The 20,098-nt window shown below is 74.3% G+C and carries 21 protein-coding genes; 2 read left to right on the plus strand and 19 right to left on the minus strand.

Features of this window, described 5'->3' with window-relative positions; all coding sequences use genetic code 11:
- Positions 1-40: 40 nt before the first annotated feature.
- Entirely contained in the window at positions 41-751 is a 711-nt protein-coding gene (locus V5O49_RS05445; RefSeq protein WP_332901343.1) for a response regulator transcription factor, read from the minus strand.
- Positions 748-2,064, minus strand: coding sequence for a sensor histidine kinase (locus V5O49_RS05450; protein WP_332901344.1), 1,317 nt, complete (start codon positions 2,062-2,064; stop codon positions 748-750). Before V5O49_RS05450 ends, V5O49_RS05445 begins: the two co-directional genes overlap by 4 nt.
- 158 nt (positions 2,065-2,222) lie before the next feature.
- Here V5O49_RS05450 and phoU point away from each other — a divergent pair, with 158 nt between their 5' ends.
- A complete protein-coding gene (gene phoU / locus V5O49_RS05455) occupies positions 2,223-2,891 on the plus strand; it encodes a phosphate signaling complex protein PhoU (RefSeq protein WP_278235410.1) in 669 nt (222 codons plus the stop codon).
- A gap of 109 nt (positions 2,892-3,000) precedes the next feature.
- Here the strand turns inward: phoU and V5O49_RS05460 are convergent, their stop codons facing one another.
- From V5O49_RS05460 to lysS, 7 genes are all read right to left on the minus strand, one after another.
- Positions 3,001-3,741, minus strand: a complete 741-nt coding sequence (locus tag V5O49_RS05460; RefSeq protein ID WP_332901345.1) for a phosphoglyceromutase — start codon at positions 3,739-3,741, stop codon at positions 3,001-3,003.
- 186 nt (positions 3,742-3,927) lie between these two features.
- Positions 3,928-4,362, minus strand: a complete 435-nt coding sequence (locus V5O49_RS05465; protein ID WP_332901346.1) for a nitroreductase family deazaflavin-dependent oxidoreductase — start codon at positions 4,360-4,362, stop codon at positions 3,928-3,930.
- A 105-nt stretch (positions 4,363-4,467) separates the two neighbouring features.
- Entirely contained in the window at positions 4,468-5,757 is a 1,290-nt protein-coding gene (gene mshA, locus V5O49_RS05470) for a D-inositol-3-phosphate glycosyltransferase (protein ID WP_332901762.1), read from the minus strand.
- Positions 5,758-5,786: 29 nt separating this feature from the next.
- Entirely contained in the window at positions 5,787-6,878 is a 1,092-nt protein-coding gene (locus V5O49_RS05475) for a lactonase family protein (RefSeq protein WP_332901347.1), read from the minus strand.
- A 126-nt stretch (positions 6,879-7,004) separates the two neighbouring features.
- Positions 7,005-7,337 (minus strand): histone-like nucleoid-structuring protein Lsr2, encoded by a 333-nt coding sequence (locus tag V5O49_RS05480; protein WP_332901348.1) that lies wholly within the window; start codon positions 7,335-7,337, stop codon positions 7,005-7,007.
- Positions 7,338-7,441: 104 nt separating this feature from the next.
- Complete coding sequence (locus tag V5O49_RS05485; protein WP_332901349.1) at positions 7,442-7,606, minus strand: hypothetical protein; 165 nt, start codon at positions 7,604-7,606, stop codon at positions 7,442-7,444.
- An 11-nt stretch (positions 7,607-7,617) separates the two neighbouring features.
- Complete coding sequence (gene lysS, locus V5O49_RS05490) at positions 7,618-9,132, minus strand: lysine--tRNA ligase (RefSeq protein WP_332901350.1); 1,515 nt, start codon at positions 9,130-9,132, stop codon at positions 7,618-7,620.
- A gap of 181 nt (positions 9,133-9,313) precedes the next feature.
- Here lysS and nadC point away from each other — a divergent pair, with 181 nt between their 5' ends.
- Positions 9,314-10,252, plus strand: a complete 939-nt coding sequence (gene nadC, locus V5O49_RS05495) for a carboxylating nicotinate-nucleotide diphosphorylase (protein WP_332901351.1) — start codon at positions 9,314-9,316, stop codon at positions 10,250-10,252.
- Positions 10,253-10,418: 166 nt separating this feature from the next.
- Here nadC and V5O49_RS05500 read toward each other — a convergent pair whose 3' ends face one another.
- The 10 genes from V5O49_RS05500 to folE all read right to left on the minus strand — a co-directional run bounded on the left by V5O49_RS05500 (position 10,419) and on the right by folE (position 20,093).
- The gene (locus V5O49_RS05500; protein WP_332901352.1) at positions 10,419-12,095 is read right to left on the minus strand and encodes an L-aspartate oxidase; all 1,677 of its coding nucleotides are present in this window, start codon (positions 12,093-12,095) and stop codon (positions 10,419-10,421) included.
- The gene (gene panD, locus V5O49_RS05505; RefSeq protein WP_278237549.1) at positions 12,092-12,502 is read right to left on the minus strand and encodes an aspartate 1-decarboxylase; all 411 of its coding nucleotides are present in this window, start codon (positions 12,500-12,502) and stop codon (positions 12,092-12,094) included. Before panD ends, V5O49_RS05500 begins: the two co-directional genes overlap by 4 nt.
- A 79-nt stretch (positions 12,503-12,581) precedes the next feature.
- Complete coding sequence (gene panC / locus V5O49_RS05510) at positions 12,582-13,547, minus strand: pantoate--beta-alanine ligase (protein WP_332901353.1); 966 nt, start codon at positions 13,545-13,547, stop codon at positions 12,582-12,584.
- Positions 13,547-14,497, minus strand: a complete 951-nt coding sequence (locus V5O49_RS05515) for a Rossmann-like and DUF2520 domain-containing protein (RefSeq protein ID WP_332901354.1) — start codon at positions 14,495-14,497, stop codon at positions 13,547-13,549. The genes panC and V5O49_RS05515 overlap by 1 nt, the downstream gene beginning before the upstream one ends.
- Complete coding sequence (locus tag V5O49_RS05520; RefSeq protein ID WP_332901355.1) at positions 14,494-16,101, minus strand: PH domain-containing protein; 1,608 nt, start codon at positions 16,099-16,101, stop codon at positions 14,494-14,496. Before V5O49_RS05520 ends, V5O49_RS05515 begins: the two co-directional genes overlap by 4 nt.
- A complete protein-coding gene (locus V5O49_RS05525) occupies positions 16,098-16,601 on the minus strand; it encodes a PH domain-containing protein (protein WP_332901356.1) in 504 nt (167 codons plus the stop codon). Before V5O49_RS05525 ends, V5O49_RS05520 begins: the two co-directional genes overlap by 4 nt.
- 45 nt (positions 16,602-16,646) lie before the next feature.
- The gene (locus V5O49_RS05530; RefSeq protein WP_332901357.1) at positions 16,647-17,117 is read right to left on the minus strand and encodes a DUF3180 domain-containing protein; all 471 of its coding nucleotides are present in this window, start codon (positions 17,115-17,117) and stop codon (positions 16,647-16,649) included.
- Position 17,118: 1 nt separating this feature from the next.
- Positions 17,119-18,612: a 2-amino-4-hydroxy-6-hydroxymethyldihydropteridine diphosphokinase gene (folK, locus tag V5O49_RS05535; RefSeq protein ID WP_332901358.1), complete on the minus strand. Its 1,494-nt coding sequence runs from the start codon at positions 18,610-18,612 to the stop codon at positions 17,119-17,121.
- Positions 18,609-19,502 carry a dihydropteroate synthase gene (gene folP / locus V5O49_RS05540; protein WP_332901359.1) on the minus strand — a complete coding sequence of 298 codons (894 nt, stop codon included), beginning with the start codon at positions 19,500-19,502 and terminating at the stop codon, positions 18,609-18,611. The genes folK and folP overlap by 4 nt, the downstream gene beginning before the upstream one ends.
- 3 nt (positions 19,503-19,505) lie before the next feature.
- Positions 19,506-20,093 carry a GTP cyclohydrolase I FolE gene (gene folE / locus V5O49_RS05545; protein ID WP_332901763.1) on the minus strand — a complete coding sequence of 196 codons (588 nt, stop codon included), beginning with the start codon at positions 20,091-20,093 and terminating at the stop codon, positions 19,506-19,508.
- Between the last annotated feature and the right edge of the window lie 5 nt (positions 20,094-20,098).

The raw sequence follows: 20,098 nt of genomic DNA on the forward strand, positions 1-20,098 counted from the left end.
GACGGTCGGGCCGCGCCTGCGCTCGCACGCTCGCTCCGGCTCAGCCCTCGGTGTCGGCGAACTTGTAGCCGAGCCCGCGCACCGTCAGCAGCAGGCTCGGCGCCCCGGGGTCCGGCTCGATCTTGGACCGGATGCGCTTGACGTGGACGTCGAGCGTCTTGGTGTCACCGACGTAGTCGGCGCCCCAGACGCGGTCGATGAGCTGTCCGCGGGTCAGCACGCGGCCGGCGTTGCGCAGCAGCAGCTCGAGCAGGTCGAACTCCTTCAGCGGCAGCGAGACCGAGTCGCCGCGCACGGCCACGGTGTGCCGCTCGACGTCCATGCGCACCGGGCCGACCTCGAGGACGGACTCGCCGTCGTCGTCCGCGCTGCTGCCGACGTCCCCCGCGGGACCACGGCGACGCATCACCGCGCGCATGCGCGCGAGGAGCTCGCGGAACGAGTACGGCTTGGTGACGTAGTCGTCGGCCCCCAGCTCGAGCCCCACGACCTTGTCGATCTCGGAGTCCTTCGCCGTGAGCATGATGATCGGCACCTCGCCGCGCTGGCGCAGCTCGCGGCAGACCTCCGTGCCGCTGAGGCCGGGAAGCATCAGGTCGAGCAGCACCAGGTCCGCCCCGCCGTCGTCGAACCGCTCGAGCGCGTCGTGACCGTTCGACGTCGCGACGACGTCGTAGCCCTCGCGGGTCAGCTGATACGTCAGCGGGTCGCGGTACGACTCCTCGTCCTCGACCACCAGGATGCGCGTCACGCGCCTACCTCCTCGTTCCTCGGGCCGTCTCCGGCACCGTGCTGTGGGCGTCCGCCCCGGCCGTCTCGCGGCCCGGCGGACACGTCGCCGTCCGGATCGTCGGACGGGACGCCGTCGTCCGGACCGCCGTCGGCCGGGCCCCCGTCGGGGGTCGAGGCCGAGGCGTCCAGCGCACCCGCCGCGAGGTCCGCGGCCGGGATGCGCAAGGTGAAGGTGGAGCCCTTGCCGGGCTGGGACCAGACCCGCACGTCGCCGCCGTGGTCGGCAGCCACGTGCTTGACGATGCTCAGGCCCAGGCCGGTCCCGCCCGTGTCGCGCGACCGGGCCGGGTCCACGCGGTAGAAGCGCTCGAACACGCGCTGCTGGGCCTCCGTGGAGATGCCGACGCCCTGGTCGACGACGTCGATCTCGACCAGGCCGTCCCGCTCGTGGACGCCCAGGCCGACGCGGGTGTTCTCCCCCGAGTACGACACGGCGTTGTCCAGCAGGTTGCGGACCGCGGTGACGAGCAGGTTGTGGTCGCCGAAGACGATGCTGTCGGTCCCCCCGCCCACCGTGATCGCGATGTTCTTCGCCTGCGCCTTGGTCCGGGCGCGGTCGACCGCCTCGTCGACGACGTCGCGCACCGCGACCGGACGGATCTCCTGCAGCGCGCCGGCCACCTGGAGCCGGGAGAGCTCGATGATCTCGTGCACCAGCGCCGAGAGCCGGGTGGCCTCCGCCTGCATCCGCTCGGTGAACCGGCGCACGGCCTCCGGGTCGTCGGCGGCGTCCTGGACCGTCTCGGCCAGCAGCGCCAGCGCACCGACCGGCGTCTTGAGCTCGTGCGAGACGTTGACGACGAAGTCGCGGCGGATCGCCTCCACGCGACGCGCCTCCGTCCGGTCCTCGGCGAGCACCAGCAGCTTGTCCATCCCCAGCGGCGCCGCGCGGACCTGCAGCAGCACCGTCCCCGACCCGATGGGGCCGCGGGACAGCTCCAGCTCGCGCTCGCGGATGACGCCGTCGCGCCGCACCTCGTGCACGAGGTCCACGACGGCGGCGTGCGCCAGCGCGTCGTTGCGCACCACCCCCAGGGCGTACGCGGGCGGGGAGGCCCGCACGACCTCGTCGTCGTCGTCGATCACGACGGCGGCGGAGCGCAGCACGGAGAGCACGCGCACCAGACCCTGGTCGAGCTCGGCCGAGTCCGTCTCGGCCTCCCGCTGCTGGGCGCGGTCGGAGAGGCGGAAGGCCAGGGCAGCGACGACTCCGACCAGAACGCCGAGACCTCCGGCGACGACGGCCGTCACACCCTGGATGATTCCTTCCACAGGTGTCAGCCTAGGTTGCGGACGACTCTCTGCCGCACCACGGCGGCAATTGCTCCCTGACGCGTCGCCCAGTGTTCACCTCGTGACCGCGTCGAGTTCACCTGACCGCCTGGGCCGCCTGTGAAACTTGGTCAGCACCGATTTTCGAGAGGACACCCATGCGAGAGATCTTCGACGCCGAGCTGAAGCAGATCGGCGACGGTCTGGTCGAGATGAGCCGGCTCGTCGAGTCCGCGATCACGCGGGCCGGCGCGGCCCTGCTCGACGGCGAGCACCAGCTCGCACAGGACGTCATCGCCTCCGACCACGAGATCGACCGGCTCGAGCGCGAGCTGGACGAGCGGTGCGTGCACGTGCTCGCCCAGCAGGCACCGGTCGCCACCGACCTGCGGGTGGTCATCACCGCGCTGCGCATCAGCTCCACGCTCGAGCGGATGGGCGACCTGGCGCGGCACGTGGCCGAGGTGGCGCGCGGCCGGTACCCGGCGCTCGCCGTGCCGGACGCGGCCCGCGAGACCTTCGTGGAGATCAACCAGTCGGCCGCGCTCGTCGCCCGTCGCACCAGCGAGCTGCTCGCCACGCGGGACGTCGCGCTGGCCGAGGAGATCGAGCGGGGCGACGACGTCATCGACCGCCTGCACCAGGACACCTTCGCCGCGACGCTGTCGCCGGACTGGAGCGGCACCTCCCAGGAGACGATCGACGTCACGCTGCTGGCCCGCTACTACGAGCGGTTCGGCGACCACGGCGTGTCGGTCGCGCGCCGCATCACCTACCTGGTGACCGGCGACTTCGAGGCGGAGCAGCACGCTCCCGCCGACGTCTGACCCGGCGGTCGACCGGCGGCCGACCGAGGGGTCAGCACCGGCCGGACGCACGAAGGGGGCCCTTCCCGCGGTGGGAAGGGCCCCCTTCGTGCGTCCGGCCGGCGTGCCGCTACTTGCCCTGGCTGGCCACGGCCGCGATCGCGTCCTTGGCCGCCTCCGGGTCGAGGTAGGTGCCGCCCGGGTTGGTCGGCTTCAGCGTCTCCTCGTCGAGCTCGTAGACGAGCGGGATGCCGGTGGGGATGTTGAGGCCGGCGATGGTCTCGTCGTCGATGCCGTCGAGGTGCTTGACCAGCGCACGCAGGGAGTTGCCGTGCGCGGCGACCAGGACCGTCTTGCCGTCCTGCAGGTCCGGCACGATCGCCGACTCCCAGTACGGCAGCGCCCGCTCGAGGACCTGCTTGAGCGCCTCGGTCCGCGGGATCGGCTCGCCGGCGTAGCGCACGTCGGCGTCCTGGGAGAACTCCGAGCCCAGCTCGATCTCGGGCGGCGGCACGTCGTAGGAACGGCGCCAGAGCATGAACTGCTCCTCGCCGTACTGGTCGCGGACCTGCTTCTTGTCCTTGCCCTGCAGGTCGCCGTAGTGACGCTCGTTGAGACGCCAGCTGCGCTTGACCGGGATCCAGTGCCGGTCGGCGGTGTCGAGGGCGAGGTTCGCCGTCATGATCGCGCGGCGCAGCAGCGAGGTGTGCAGGATGTCCGGCGTCACGCCGGCGTCCTTCAGGAGCTCACCACCACGCTTCGCCTCCTCGGTGCCCTTCTCCGACAGGGGCACGTCGACCCAGCCGGTGAAGAGGTTCTTCGCGTTCCACTCGCTCTCGCCGTGGCGGAGCAGCACGAGGGTGTAGGTCATGGCCCCATCCTGCCCTGCCGGGGCGCCCGTGTGCACCACGGGCCGCGATGCGGACCCGGATGTGGTCGCACCACAGGGCGTGGTGTTCGCCACGCGGGTTCTGACGTCTGCCCCGCCGGGCTCCGCCCGTCGTGACGCACCCGCGACGACGGGCCGCACGTCATGACAGCGCGGCCCGTCGACCGGTCAGTCGCGCTCGAGGACGAAGACGGGGATCTCGCGGTCGGTCTTCTGCTGGTACTCCGCGTAGTCGGGCCAGGCCTCGACGGCCCGCTCCCACCAGACCGCCTTCTCCTCGCCGGTGACCTCACGCGCCGTGTAGGCGTGCTTCTCGGGACCGTCCTGCAGCTCGACCCGGGGGTTCGCCACGATGTTGTGGAACCAGACGGGGTGCTGCGGGGCACCGCCCATCGAGGCGACGACGGCGTAGGCACCGTCGTGCTCGACCCGCATCAGCGGGATCTTGCGCACCTTGCCGGACTTCGCGCCGACGGTCGTGAGGATGATGACCGGCTTGTCGCGCATCGTGGTGCCCTCGGTGCCTCCCGAGGCCTCGTAGGTCTCGACGTGGTTCGCCACGAACTCGGACGGGCTGGGGACGTACTCTCCGGTGATCGCCATGCCCCGCGCAACATCGGTGCCGGGCGCGGGCATTCCCGGGCGGGCCCCTCCCGACGGCCCGACGTTGCCTACCTGGGCTGAGAGTTGCCTACCTCGGCAGAGGGGTCAGCGGGTGCGGCGGACCTTCGCGGCCTGCGAGTACACGTCCAGCATCGCCGCCGCCGCGCGGTCCCAGGAGAACCGCTCGCTCGCGCGCCGCGCCCCGGCCGCCAGCCGCTCGCGGCGCTCGTCGTCGGCCAGCAGCGCGCCGAGCTCGGCCGCCCACGTCCACGGACTGTGGTCGTCGACCAGCACCCCGGAGACGTCGTCGATCACCACCGTGCGCAGGCCACCGACGGCCGCCGCCACGACCGGTGTCCCGCAGGCCTGCGCCTCGGCCGCCACCAGCCCGAAGGACTCGTTGTGCGACGGCACCGCGACGACGTCGGCCGCCCGGTACCAGTCGGCCAGCTCCGCCCGGGACACCGGCGGGTGCACCACCAGGTGGTCGGTCACGCCCATCTGGTGGGCCAGCGCCTCCAGCTCGCGCACCGCCGTCGGGCGTCCACTGGCACCGCCCAGCACCGCCAGGGTCGGCACCCGCGACCCGCCCCCGTCGCGCAGGGCGTCCGGATCGGCAACGGTCGCGGCGTGGTCGGCCATCACGCCCAGGGCGCGCACCAGCACGTCAGGACCCTTGAGGAGCTGGACCCGGCCCGCGAACAGCACCACGGGACGGTCCGTGGGCAGCCCGAGCCGCTCGCGCAGCGCCTGCCGGGCCTGCGCCGTCGTCTCCCCCGGACCAGGTTCCAGCGGGGCGTAGGTGGCCAGGTCGACGCCCGGGGCCACGACGTGCACGCGGTCCGGGTCGGCGCCGTAGTGGCCCACCAGGTCCTCGGCCTCCTCGGTCGTGGAGGCGACCAGCGCGTCGGACTCGGCGACGACCTGCTCCTCGCCGATGACCCGGCTGTGCGGCTCGGGGGTGTCCCCCGGGGCGAGCGCCGCGTTCTTGACCCGGGCCATCGTGTGCATCGTGTGCACCAGCGGCACGTCCCAGCGGTCGGCGCCGAGCCAGCCCACCTGCCCGGACAGCCAGTAGTGCGAGTGCACGACGTCGTACCAGCCGGCGGGGCGGTGCGCCTCGGCCCGCAGCACCCCGGCGCTGAAGAAGCACAGCTGCGCCGGCAGGTCGTTCTTGTCCAGCCCCTCGTACGGTCCCGCGGCGACGTGCACGACGCGGATGCCCGGCTCCGCCTGGACCACCTTGGGCTGCGCCGACGACGTGGCGCGGGTGTAGATCTCCACCTCGGCCCCGCGGCGGGCCAGGGCCCGGGACAGCTCGAGGACGTAGACGTTCATCCCGCCGGCGTCCCCGGTGCCGGGCTGGTCCAGGGGCGAGGTGTGCACGGAGATCATCGCCACCCGCGGCCCTTCGCGGTCGGTGCTCACCCGGCCTCCAGCACGCACGACGGCGGCGTGGCCCAGGCCGTGCGGTCGACGACCTCGCCCGCTCCGGAGTCCGTGTCGATCCGCACCGTGACGAGCTCGCTCGTGCCCTGCAGGGCCACCACGGCCAGCTCGGTCCCGTCGGCGCCGGCGAGGACTTCGTGGTGCCGCGGCCAGCCGCCCTCGCCGAGCGCGACGTCGGCGAGGTGCGTGATCTGCGGGAGCTCGCCGTCGGACACCGCGTGCACCGCCAGCAGGTCCGGGCCGCGCACGCCGACGTGGAGCCGGCGGCCGTCGGCGCTGAGCGTGAGGTGACCGGGGAACGCCTCCCCGACCGGCGCCTGCGGGGACACCGGGACGCTGCCCACGTGCCGCCACGCGCCGCCCTCGGCGGGCAGCAGCAGGTGCAGGCGGGCGTCGAGCTCGCCGGCCACGACCAGCCCGCCGCCGGGCAGCACGACGAGGTGCCGGGGTCCGGTACCGGCGGGCAGCCAGGCCGCGACCGAGCCGCCGTCGTCGGGCAGGAGCCCGTGGTCGCCGGGCGCCGGGTCCAGGGGGTAGCTCCGCACGACGTCGGCGCCCAGGTCCGTGACGAGCACCCGGCGACCGGTCATCGTCACCTGGTGGGCGTGCGGGCCCTCCTGCCGGTCCGTGACCGGTCCGGTGCCCGAGCCCGCGTGCAGGGACCGGTGCGCGGGCGTGGGGGTGCCGTCGGCGGCCAGGCCCAGGACCGCGGCGACGCCGTCGCCGTAGTTCGCGACCCACACGGTCCGGTCCGCGGCGGCGACGTGGCAGGGGTCGTCCCCGCCGGAGCCGACGGACGACAGCACCGCCAGCGCGCCGTCCCCGGCGTCCTGCAGGGTGGTGAGCGCGCCGTGCGGCGTCTCGGTCACGGCGTACAGGACCGGGGCGGACGGGTGGCGGGCGAGGAACGACGGCGAGGCCAGCTCGGTGGCGAGCCGCGGCACGCCGAGCGACCCGTCATCGCGGTCCAGGTCGACGCGCCAGATGCCCTCGCCGCTCCCGGCGGCTGCGCCGGCCGAGGGATAGGTCCCGACCCACAGCGGCACGGAGGCGCTCGAAGTGGTCATGGGACCAGGGTAGGCGTCCGACGGCGGTGCTCCCGGCGGTGCGCCGGCGCGCGGGCCGCCAGGCCCCGGACAGCACCGCGCCCCGACCGGGCAGTGCCGATCGGGGCGAGGGCGGTCGGTGGCGGCTCAGTGCGCCGCTTCGTAGGCCTCCAGCACGCGCGCCGGGATCCGGCCGCGGTCGTTCACCTCGTGGCCGTTCTCGCGTGCCCACTCGCGGATCTTCTGCAGCTGCGCACGGTCCGTGCGGCCGCGACGGGGGCCGGCCGCGCGGGTCGCGGTCTTCGGGCCGGCCTTGCGGCCGTGCCCGATCCACTTCGCCAAGGACTCCCGCAGCTCGGCCGCGTGGGCCGAGGTGAGGTCGATCTCGTAGGAGACGCCGTCCAGCGCAAAAGTGACGGTCTCGTCACCCTCCGTGCCGTCGATGTCATCCAACAGCACGACCTGGGTCTTCTGGACCACGTTGCCACCCTTCTCAGGATCCGAAATGCAATGACGATTTCAGGATGCCCGAATCAGGAATGTAATGTCAACTCACGCGCGATGGAATGAAGAGATGACCTGAGTCAATCATTCATCTCCGCGCGCTCGGAACGCGCCTGCTCGAACTGCTGCTGCGCGGCCCGTTCATTCCGGTCGGCCCGCACGATCTTGCGCATGGCGAACCAGAAGAGGAGTCCGACACCGATCGACGGGACGAGACCCGCGACGACTGCCCAGAAAGTGTCCACGATCGCCTTCCTCAGTGCGTGGGCTTGACGAGGGGGAAGAGGATCGTCTCCCGGATTCCCGCCCCCGTGAGAGCCATGAGAAGTCGGTCGACACCCATCCCCATGCCGCCGGCCGGCGGCATGGCGTACTCCATCGCGGTGAGGAAGTCCTCGTCGAGCGCCATCGCCTCGTCGTCGCCGGCCGCGGCGAGCCGCGCCTGCTCGGCGAACCGCTCGCGCTGCACGACCGGGTCGACGAGCTCGGAGTAGGCCGTGGCGAGCTCGAAGCCGCGCACGTACAGGTCCCACTTCTCCACGACGCCCGGGATGGTGCGGTGCGCGCGGGTCAGCGGCGACGTCTCCACCGGGAAGTCGCGCACGAACGTCGGCGCGTACAGGTGGTTGCCGACGTGGTGCTCCCACAGCTCCTCGACCAGCTTGCCGTGGATCATCTGCTTCGGGTCGATCGAGATGTCCGCCTTCTCGGCGAGCTCGTTGAGGTGCTCGACCGAGGTCTCGGGCGTGATTTCCTCACCGACCGCCTCGGAAAGAGATCCGTACATCGTGATGTGCGCCCATTCCCCGCCGAGGTCGTACTCCTCGCCGTCCGGGAGCGTCACCACGGTCGTGCCGAGCGCTTCGCGGGCCGCGGTCTGCACGAGGTCCTGCGTGAGGGCCGCCATGGTGTCGTAATCGCCGTAGGCCTCATAGGCCTCGAGCATCGCGAACTCCGGGGAGTGCGACGAGTCGGCGCCTTCGTTGCGGAAGTTGCGATTGATCTCGAAGACGCGTTCCACGCCACCCACGACGGCTTCCTTGAGGAACAGCTCCGGCGCGATACGCAGGAACAGCTCCATGTCGTAGGCATTCATGTGGGTCGCGAAAGGACGCGCCGAGGCACCCGAGGCGACGGTCTGCAGCATCGGCGTCTCGACCTCGAGGAAGTCGCGGGCGTGGAAGTTCTCGCGCAGCGAGCGCACGACGGCGGCACGCAGGCGGACCATGTCCCGGGCCGCCGGGCGCGCGATGAGGTCGACGTACCGCTGACGGACCCGCGCCTCCTCGGAGAGCTCCTTGTGCAGCACCGGCAACGGGCGCAGCGCCTTGGAGGCGAGCTGCCAGGAGTCGGCGAAGATGCTCAGCTCCCCGCGCCGCGAGGCCCCCACGCGACCGTGGACGAAGACGTGGTCGCCGAGATCGACGTCACCCTTGAACGCGGTGAGCGCCTCCTCCCCCACCACCTTCTGGCTGAGCATGGCCTGCAGCCGGTTGCCCTCGCCGTCCTGAAGGGCGACGAAGCAGAGCTTGCCCGTGTTGCGCAGGAACACGACCCGGCCGGCGACACCAGCGAGGTCGTCGGTCTCCTGACCGGCCTCCAGGTGGTCGTAGGCGGCGCGGACCTGCGCGATCGTGTGCGTGATCGGCAGGTTGACCGGGTAGGCCTCGCCGCCGGAAGCGATGATCCGGTCGCGCTTCTCACGGCGGACCCGGAGCTGCTCGGGCAGGTCGTCGGACACGGCGGAGTCGACATTCTCGGGGGTGGTCACCGTCCGATTCTACGGTCCGGCGCCAAACCGCCCGCGACCGGTTCGGTCGAGCGGAACGGGTTCGGTCAGCATCTCGACCGAACCCGTTCCGGTCGACCGAACCCGACCCCATGAGGGACCCGGCCCGTGACGAACCCGGCCCGTGGGGACCCGGGGGTCCCGCGGGCAGTACCGTGTCGCCGTGAGCACGCCCGAGCACCCCCTCCCGGTCCACGCCTCGCCGTCCGCCGTGGATCCCGCCCTCGACCCGGCGTGGATCCGCCGCGCCGTCGAGATCGCCCTGGAGGAGGACCTCGGCCCCGCACCCGGCCGGGACGTGACCACCCAGGCGACCGTCCCCGCGTCGGACACCGGCACGGCCGACCTGGTGGCGCGCGAGGCCGGGACGGTGGCCGGCCTCGTCGTCGTCGACGAGACGCTGCGGCAGACCGCGACGCGGCTCGGGCTGCCCGCCCCCGCGGTGACGTTCCACGCCCAGGACGGCGACGCCGTCGTGCCCGGGCAGGTGCTGGCCCGGCTCGCCGGGGCGGTGCAGGTGCTGCTCGTGGCCGAGCGCACGCTGCTCAACCTGGCCTCCCGCGCGTCGGGCGTGGCCACGGCGACGGCGGAGTTCGCCCGCGAGCTGGCCGGCACCGGGGCGCTGGTGCTGGACACCCGCAAGACGACGCCGGGGCTGCGCGCCCTGGACAAGTACGCCGTGCGGGCCGGCGGCGGGACGAACAAGCGCATGGGCCTGTACGACGTCGCGATGGTCAAGGACAACCACGTGGTGGCCGCGGGCTCGGTGCGCGGCGCCGTCGAGGCCGTGCGACGCACCTTCCCCGACGTGCTCGTGCAGGTCGAGGCCGACACGACCGACCAGGCGATGGAGGCGCTCGACGCCGGGGCGGACTTCCTGCTGCTGGACAACATGCCGACGCCGGTGCTCGCCGAGACGGTGACCGCGGTGCGCGCCCGGGAGGGTCGCGACGGAGTGCCGGAGCACGTCGAGCTCGAGGCCACGGGCAACCTCACCGTGGACCGGGCGCGCGAGGTCGCCTCGACCGGGGTGGACTACCTGTCCGTGGGGGCGCTGACGCACTCGGCCCCGATCCTCGACCTGGCGCTCGACCTGCGCTGAGCCGAGCCCTGGCGCCAGCAGGGGACGACGGCGAACCACGCGGGACGTCGTCGTCCCGCGGTGCCCTGCCTCGGCGGGAACTTGCCTACCTCGGCCGGACGTTGCCTACCTCGGCGGAAACTCGCCTACCTCGGCGGAAACTCGCCTACCTCGGGGGGGAGTTCGCCTACCTCGTGACGAGGGTCCCGTCGTCCTCCAGGGCCACGGTCACGCGACGCTCCCAGGCCGGGTCCCGGTCCGGGAAGTCCGCGCGGAAGTGGCCGCCACGGCTCTCGGCGCGCTCGGCGGCAGCCCGCACCAGCGCCCGGGCCACCTGGTGGATGTTCGTCGTCTCCCACTCCGCGACCTGCGGGGCGGCCACCACCCCGGCGTCGCCGTGGGCCGACGTCGTCACGTCCGCCAGGGCCGCCTCCGCCTGCGCCAGGGACTCGGCGGTGCGGATCGGCCCGGCCCCCTCGGACGTGACCCGCTGGATCCGCGACCGCGCCGCGGCCGCGACCAGCGCGGCACCGCCGGGGCGCTCGACGGGCTCGGGCGCCGACGACAGCTCGCCCGCCTCGAAGCGTGCGACGACGTCGGCGGCGGCCCGGTGGGCGAACACGAGCCCCTCGAGCAGCGAGTTCGAGGCCAGCCGGTTGGCACCGTGCACTCCCGTGCACGCGACCTCCCCGACGGCGTACAGCCCCGGGACCGACGTGCGTCCGTGCAGGTCCGTGACGACACCGCCCGAGTGGTAGTGCTGGGCCGGGGCGACCGGCACGGGCTCCTCGGTCCAGTCGATGCCCTGCTCGAGCAGCCGGGCGGTGATCCCCGGGAACCGGCGGCGCAGGAAGTCCGCCCCGAGCGCCCGGGCGTCGAGAAGCACGTGGTCCGCGGAGGTCGCCGCCATCTGCCGCACGATGGCGTGCGCCACGACGTCGCGCGGGGCCAGCTCGGCCAGCTCGTGCACGTCCGGCATGAACCGGTGCCCGCGCACGTCGAGCAGCAGCGCCCCTTCGCCCCGCACGGCCTCGCTGATCAGCGGGAGCTGGCCCCGCGCGCCGGCGCCCAGCCAGAGCACCGTGGGGTGGAACTGCACGAACTCCAGGTCGCCCAGCACGGCACCGGCACGCAGCGCCGCGGCGATGCCGTCGGCGGTGGCCCCGGGCGGGTTCGTCGAGGACCGGAACACCTGCCCCACTCCCCCGGTGGCGAGCACCACCACGGGCGCCAGGGCGGCCCCGACGCCGTCGCGGGAGCCCGCGCCGCGCACGTGCAGGGTCACGCCGGCCACGGGCCGCTGACCGGAGGCGTCCGGCGCGCCGGTGAGCACGTCGAGCACGAGCGCGTTGGAGATCACCTCGATCCCCGGGTCGTGCTGCACGGCCTCGATCTGGGCGACCAGCGCGCGGGAGATCTCCGCCCCGGTGGCGTCGCCGCCGGCGTGCGCGATCCGGTCGGCGCGGTGGCCGCCCTCGCGGGTCAGGGCGATGCCGCCGTCGTCGGCGCGGTCGAAGCTCGCGCCGCGGGCCACCAGCTCGTGCACCCGCTGCGGGCCCTCGGTGACCAGCACGTCGGCGGCCTCGGGGTCGCTCAGGCCGCCGCCGGCCACGAGCGTGTCGTGCCGGTGCGCCTCGGGGGTGTCGTCCGGGTGCAGCACCGCGGCGATGCCGCCCTGGGCCCACACGGTGGACCCGGAGGACAGCTCGCCCTTGGTCACCAGGAGCACGTGCGGCACCCGGGTGCGCAGCTCGAGGGCGGCCGTCAGCCCGGCGATCCCGGAGCCGACGACGACGGCGTCCGCGCGCGTCGTCCAGCCCGGGGCCGGGGCGACGAGGGAACGGGCGAGCCGGTCCGGGCTCACCGCGCGCCGACGGGGATGCCGGAGCTGACGAGTCCGTAGCCGTCCGGGACCTGGCCGGGGTCGTCGTGCACGTCGACGATCCTGTTCTCGCCGTCGACGAAGACGACGTGCGGCAGGAAGGATCGCGCGTCGGCGTCCGAGAGCATGCCGTAGGCGATGATGATGACGGTGTCGCCGGGGTGCACCAGGTGCGCGGCGGCGCCGTTGATGCTGATCTGGCCGGAGCCGGCCTCGCCGGGGATCACGTAGGTGGTGAGCCGGGCGCCGTTGTCGACGTCCACGACGTCGACCTGCTGGCCGGGGAGGAGGTCGGCGGCGTCCATGAGGTCGGTGTCGACCGTGATGGATCCCACATAGTGCAGGTCCGCCTGCGTCACCGTCGCGCGATGGATCTTGCCGATCATCATCGGGCGCTGCAACGACGCCGGGCGGCGCGCACCGGTCCGGCGGTCCGTCGGGGTCGAGCCGACGGGCGATGCAGTCTGGTCAGTCACGGGTTGCCTCCTGGCCTGCGGTCTCGTCCTCGTCAGAGGACGCGACGACGTCCACGGCCTGGTTGTCGATCAGTCGTGTGGTGCCCACGCGCGCGGCGACGAGCAGCAGGGCGAGCCCGGTGCGGTCACCGGGAACCTCCTCCACAGTATCCGGGTCGACGAGTGCCAGGTAGTCCACGACAACGTCGGGGACCGCGTTGAGGATTCCCGAGGCCGTCGCCAGGACCGCCGGCGCGCCGTGCCCGGCGGCGGCCTCCTCGGCCCCTCCCCGGAGCGCCCGCGACAGCGCCAGGGCGGCGTCCCGTTCGCCGTCGGACAGGTACGCGTTCCGCGACGACAGCGCCAGCCCGTCCGCGTCGCGCACGGTGGGCACGCCGACGATCTCGACCTCCAGGTCGAGGTCGCGCACCATGCGCCGCACGGCGAGGAGCTGCTGGGCGTCCTTCTCGCCGAACAGCGCGACGTCCGGCCGCGTGAGCTGCATCAGCTTGAGCACCACGGTCAGCACGCCGTCGAGGTGGCCGGGCCGGAACGCACCCTCCAGCACCTCGCCGATCCGTCCGGCCGAGACCCGCACGATCGGGTCGCCGTCGGGATAGACCACGTCGGGCGTCGGGGCGAAGACGACGTCGGCCCCCACCTCGGCCAGCCGCTCCAGGTCCCCGGCGAGGTCACGGGGGTAGGCGTCGAGGTCCTCTCCCTCGCCGAACTGCAGCGGGTTGACGAAGATCGTCACCACGACCTGGCCGCCGGGGCCGACCTCGGCACGCGCCCGACGGACCAGTTCCAGGTGCCCCTCGTGCAGCGCCCCCATCGTCATCACCACGGCACGGCGGTCGGTGGGGTCCGCGCCGCCGATCGTCCAGGCGGCGAGGGCGTCCCGCAGCTCGGTGCGGGTGTGCGCGACGACGCCGTCGGCGGGCGACGACGGCGTCGCACGGTCAGCAGGTGCGGTCATCAGTGCTCCTTGGGCGGTTCGCCGAGGACGTCCAGCAGCGCCCGCGCCGCGGCGTCGTCGATGCGGTGGGCGGCCAGCGCGCGCCGGGCGGCGCCGCGCGCGAGCCCGGTGTAGCTGTCCGGGACGTCGGTCGCTCCCGTGCCGGCCGCGAGGTCGCCGAGCACCTCCAGGTGCCGGGCCACCGTGCCGGCGTCACCGCGGGCGACCGGGCCGGTCAGGGCGGCGATCGCGCCGGGCCCCTCGCCGTCGCGCAGGTCCGCCGCCCGCGTGGCGCCGTCGAGGGCGGCACCCAGCAGCGGGGCGAGCACGCGGCCCGGGTGCTCCACGCCGGCGGCCTCGAGGGCCTGTGCCGCCTGCGCCACCAGCACCACGAGGTGGTTGGCACCGTGCGCCAGGGCGGCGTGGTACAGCCCGCGGGCCTGCTCGTCCACGACGACGGGTTCGCCGCCGATCTCGACGACGAGCGCCTGACCGATGGGCAGCACCGCGGCCGGTGCGGTCACGGCGAACGTGCAGCCGGTCAGCCGGGCCAGGTCCAGCGAGGTCCCGGTGAACGTCATCGCCGGGTGCACGGCCAGGGGGATCGCTCCCGCCCGCTGGGCGGGGGCCAGCACCTCGGCCCCGTACCGGCCCGAGGTGTGCACGACGAGCTGGCCCGGCTGCCAGGCACCGACGTCGGCCAGCCCGGACACGAGGCCCTCCAGGGCGTCGTCGGGCACCGCCAGCAGCACGAGCTCGGAGCGCTCGACGATCTCCGGCACGTCCAGGTGCGGCACGCCGGGCAGCATCGTCTCGATCCGGTCCCGGGAGGCGTCCGAGACCCCGGAGGCCCCGACGACGGCGTGCCCGGCCGAGCGCAGCGCGCTGCCGAGCACGGCGCCGACCCGCCCGGCGCCGACGACGCCGACGCCGAGGCGCCCGGGGCGTGTCGCGGTGTCCGGGGCCGTCACAGGCTGTCCTCCGGTCCGTCGCCCGGTGCCGCCGGGCGGGCCAGAGGCGCGACGCGCTCCATCCAGCGCTCCGGCGTCTGGTGCGACCGGGCCGCGCGGGCTCGCACCGACTGCTCGGCCAGCAGGTGCTGCGCGTCGGGCGTGTCGAGGTGGTGGGCACGGGTGGTGACCGGGCCCGGCGTGGAGTGCACCGCGAACGTCGTCAGTCCCCGCCGCCGCTGCCACGGCCCCTGCTCGAGGCCGAGGGACTGGGTGCGCTCGTGCGGGACGACGGACAGCCGCCGGGTCAGCCGTCCGCCGCGCAGCAGCAGTGCCCGGTCGGCGACGGCGAACCCGTTGCGGCGCCAGCTGATCGGGTCCAGCAGCCGGGCACGACGCGGGCTCGTGGTGAAGAAACGGTCCGTGCGCGCGTCCCCGGTCAGGGCCTCGTCGAGCAGCTCGGTCGCGTCCTCGGCCCCGAGGTCGGGCAGCACCAGCCACAGCGCCGCCATCGCCTCGGACCGCGGTCCGACCGGGAGGAGCACGTTCTGGGTGGCGTTCTGCTCCTCGCCGCCGTACCCGGCGACGTTGACCTTGATCCGCCACCAGTCCTTGCCGCGCCACCAGAAGCCCTGGGTGAGCTCCAGCGCCTGCACCCGGCCGGGCGGGATGGTCTGCGCGCGCGTCTCCAGCAGCCCGTGCCGCAGCCGGATCCCGTCCGGGGAGATCGCGGCCCGGAAGCCGAACTCCCCGGCGAACCGGTTGAACAGGAACGTCGCGACGCCGAACGCCACCGGCAGCATGGAGACCAGCACACCGACGGCGCGGGTGACCAGCACGAAGACCACGAGAGCGACGAGCACCGCGAGGGCGACCCAGACGGCGGGCAGCCGCAGCAGCGACACGACCAGCCGACCCGGGGGGACCTCGTAGACGAGGTTCTCCGGGGCTTCCTCGGCCGGCGGCGGCACCTCCGCCACCACCGGGCCGGTTGCGGCCGGCGACGGCTCGGTGGCGACGTCCGGGCCGGCGGGGCCGCCGTCCGCGGCGATGCCCACCGGGGAGGAGCCCGCCGGGGACGGCACCGTGCCACCGGCCCGCCGTGCCTTGACCCCGGCGGCGCGCGCCAGCAGCTCGGCACGGAGCTGCTTGGCGTCGTCGAGACGCAGGAACCCGATCACCACCCCGGAGTCCGACCCGCCGGCGACCTCCAGGGTCAGCTCGGCCAGCCCGAACAGCCGGGCGAGCAGGGGCTGACGGACGTCGACGGCCTGCAGCCGGTCGAGCCGCGCGTGCCGCTGCTGGCGGAACAGGATGCCCTTGCGCAGGTGGGCGGCGTCGTCGTCCACCGCGTAGGAGGTCATGCGCCAGGCGAGCGCGGAGACGCCGAAGATGACCGCCAGCACGACGAGGACCACCAGGACCGCGAGCCACCACACCCGGGTGACGCCGTCGACGACCTCGCCGGCGTACTCGAGGCTCTCGATCGCCTGCTGCCCGAGGACGAACAGCAGCACGGCGATGGCGGCCCAGCCCCGCACGACGGGCGTGATCGGGTGGACCCGTCGCCACTCGCGCGCCGGTGCCGTCCCCGTGGCCCCCGACGTCGGCTCCGCGGCGCTCACAGGCCGGCCAGCCTCGCCTCGCCGCGCGCCGTCAGGCGGTCCCGCAGCCGCTCCGCCTCGTCCGGGGTCAGCCCCGGGATCTCGGCGTCCGTGCTGGCCGAGGCCGTGTGCAGCTGCACCGTGGCGATGTTCAGGCGGCGGTCCAGCGGACCGGCGGTGACGTCGACGAACTGCATGCGCCCGTACGGGACCACGACCAGCTCGCGGAAGAGGATGCCCTTGCGGATCAGCAGGTCGTCGTCACGCTCGGCGTAGCCGATCGCGCGGACCTGGCGCGGCACGAGCAGCCCGATCCACAGCAGCAGCACGGCGCAGACGGCCGCCGGGATCCACAGCCACCCCGTGACCGCGAGCGCGAGGACCAGGCAGACCAGCAGCGGCAGCCCGAGCCAGAACCCCACGACGACCAGTCGCGCGGGGACCAGCCGGGGGGACACCCGGTCCCAGGTCACGTCCGGCGGGTCGAACGGGTCGGCCGGACCCGATGCGGGGTGTGTCATGGGTCCATCCTCGCAGAATCGCCGCCCACGACCGCTCCGGACGCCTCAGGACGGGATCGCCTCGCGGCCCTCGTCCTCCTCCGGCGGGGGCGCCTCGCAGAACTTCTCGACGACGAGGCCGACGACGGCCAGACCGATCGCCGCCAGGGCCGCCACGCCCGAGGTGATGGCCACCTCCCGGCGGGGCTCGACGGCGAGCTGCGGCAGGACGAGCAGCACGGACGCGGCGTAGCGCCCCGTCAGCAGCGCTCCCGTGTACGCCGCGGCCTTGGCCATGGCGAAGGTGCGGGCGGCACGCAGCGGGTCGAGGTCCGGCTTCTCGCCGCGCAGGTAGGCGCGGACGGCCCACCCGGCCCACAGCACGAGGCCGGCGATGAGGACGAGTGCCACGACCTCCACCCACGCCGCTCCCGGCAGGTAGACCCCCCGGGTCTCGAGCAGGCGCAGCAGCAGGGTCCCGACGGCGGCGACCCCGACCGCGACGGCGACCAGCGTGCGCACACGGGTCCGGCGCACGTCAGGCGCGTTCCGGGTGCTCGGCGTCCGGCGCGGGCGGGATCGGGGCGTGCATGCCGGCAGCGGCCACGAAACCGCGCGGCTCCTGCGCCGGCGGCACGTCGTCGGGCGGGTCCTGACGCGGCACCGGCACCGACGGCGGCGCCTGGGCCGGGAAGGCCGCGGTGCTCGGCGCCTGCGGGGTGGGGTGCGACGGCGGTGCCGCGGGCACCGGCTGCGAGGAGGGCGCCTGCGGGGCGGGTGCCGCCGGGACCGCGCCGCTCGAGGCCGGCTCGGTCAGCCAGTCGAGCGCGAGCCACCGGATGCCCGACCGGTCGGGCGCGGTGGCGGCGAGCTGGGCCACCGGGCCGCCGCCGAGACCGACGAGCACGCCCTGGGGATCCACCTCGGCCCACGGCACCAGCACGAACGCCCGTTCCCGCGCCCGCGGGTGCGGCAGCTCCAGGTCCTCGGCGGTCGACGTCAGGTCCCCGTACTGGACGACGTCCACGTCCAGCGTGCGCGGACCCCACCGCTCGTCCCGCACCCGGCCGTGCAGGAGCTCGACCTCCTGGCAGGCACCCAGCAGGTCGCGCGCGGGCAGCGTGGTGCGCACCAGGAGCACGGCGTTGAGGAAGTCGGGCTGCTCGGGTCCGACGGCGACGGTCCGGGCGAGCGGGGACACCTCCATGACCTGCACCCCGGGGATGCGGTCGATGTCGGTGACCGCGGCGCGCAGCGTGCCCTGGGCGTCGCCCAGGTTGGCCCCGAGGGCGAGCACCGCGTCCACGGGCGCCTCCGGGACCTCGTCGAGCGGGTCGACGGCGGGGGGCGCCGGCGCGGACTCCGGGCCGGGGGCCTCCGGGCCCGGGACGGGTGCAGCGTCGACGGTGGTCGCGTCCGGGGCGGGAGGTGCCGGGACCGCCGTCTCGGCGACCGCGGGGGTCGGGAGCGAGGTCGCCGCGGGCACCGGGGTCGCGGCCACCGGCTCGGGCGGCGCCGGCGGGGGCGGCACCGGCGGCGCGGGGACGGGCGCCGCCGCCGGCGCGGGGGCCGGTGCCGGCGCCGGGGAGACCTGCTGGTCCGTGCTCGTCGCGGCCGGCACGGCGGGCGGGTTCTCCCGGTCGCGGCGCACCACGACCTCGACGTCGTCGAACGGCACGGAGATCGGCGCCTGCGGCTTGTGCACGCGCACGTCGACGGCCTGCACGGCCGACCGGGACAGCACGACGGCGGCGATCCGCTCGGCGAGCGTCTCGACGAGGTCCACCGGGGACCCCGAGAGCACGTCGTGGACGTCCTCGGCGACCTCGGCGTAGCTGACCGTCGCGGCCAGGTCGTCCGACCCGGCGGCGGGGCGCGCGTCCAGGTGCAGCACGACGTCGGCGCGGAAGGTCTGGCCCTCCGCGCGCTCGTGCGGCAGGACGCCGTGGTGACCGGTCGCGGTCACCCCGGTCAGCCGGATCTGGTCGAGGGGTCGGCCGTCCGACCCCGTCACGGCGTCGGCGAATGTCACGCGGTGTCCTCCGTCGTCTCGGCCTGCCTCCAGGCGGCCGCCACTTGTACGGCGTCAACGCTCGCACGCGCGGCGTGCACGCGCACGCACCACGCCCCGGCGTGTGCGGCCAGCGCGGTGATCGCCGTCGTGGCGTCGTCCCGGGCCGCGGGCGGGACCGGCTCGTCCGCGGCGGTCCCCCGCACCCCCGCGAGGAGGTGACCGAGGAACCGCTTGCGCGACGCACCGACCAGCAGGGGGCGACCCAGGGCGTGCAGCGCGTCCAGGTGCGCCAGCAGCGGCCAGTTCAGCGCCCCGGACTTGGCGAAGCCGAGGCCCGGGTCGAGCACGATCTGCTCGTGCGCGACCCCGCCGTCCTGCAGGGCCGCGACCCGGGCGGCGAGCTCGTCGCGCACGTCCGCCACGACGTCGTCGTAGTCCTGCCGCGCGTCCATGACGTCGCTGTGCCCGCGCCAGTGCATCGCCACGTACGGCACGCCCGTCTCGGCCACGACGCCCGCCATGTCCGGGTCGGCCAGCCCGCCGGAGACGTCGTTGACCAGCCGTGCCCCGGCCGCCACCGCCCGCTCGGCCACGGCGGCCCGCGTGGTGTCGACGGACACGACCGCACCGGCGGCGGCCAGCCGCCCGATGACGGGGACGACGCGCCGCAGCTCCTCGGCCTCGGTCACCCGCTGGGCGCCGGGTCGGGTCGATTCCCCGCCCACGTCGAGGACGTCCGCGCCCTCGGCGAGCAGGTCGAGGCCGTGCTGGACGCCGGCCTCGGGCTCGAACCACTCCCCGCCGTCGGAGAACGAGTCCGGCGTGATGTTGACCACGCCCATGACCAGGCAGCGGCCGGCGCCGGACAGCTCGGGCAGACCGGCGACGACGGCGTCGCGAGTACTCATGCGTCAGTGCCCCAGGATCAGACTCATCGCTTCGGACCGCGTGGCGGCGGTCTGCATGACGCCCCGTACGGCCGAGGTGACCGTCCGGGACCCGGGCTTGCGCACCCCGCGCATCGACATGCACAGGTGCTCGCACTGCACGACGACGATGACGCCGCGCGGGTCGAGGATCCGCACCAGGGCGTCGGCGATCTGCGTGGTGAGGCGCTCCTGCACCTGGGGGCGCCGGGCGTAGACCTCGACCAGCCGGGCGAGCTTGGACAGCCCGGTGATCCGCCCCTCGACGCTCGGGATGTAGCCGATGTGCGCGAGCCCGTGGAACGGGACCAGGTGGTGCTCGCACGTGGAGTACACCTCGATGTCCTTGACCAGCACCATCTCCTCGTGCCCGAGGTCGAAGGTGGTGGTCAGGACGTCCTCGGGCTCCTGGTGCAGGCCGGCGAAGATCTCCCGGTAGGCGCGCGCCACCCGCGCCGGGGTGTCGCGCAGCCCTTCGCGCTCCGGGTCCTCACCGACGGCGAGCAGCAGCTCGCGGATCGCCGCCTCGGCGCGCTCGGCGTCGTAGGGCGGCACGTCGGCCGCCGGCCGCATCCCGA

The organism is Isoptericola haloaureus (assembly GCF_036689775.1).
Taxonomy (GTDB): domain Bacteria; phylum Actinomycetota; class Actinomycetes; order Actinomycetales; family Cellulomonadaceae; genus Isoptericola; species Isoptericola haloaureus.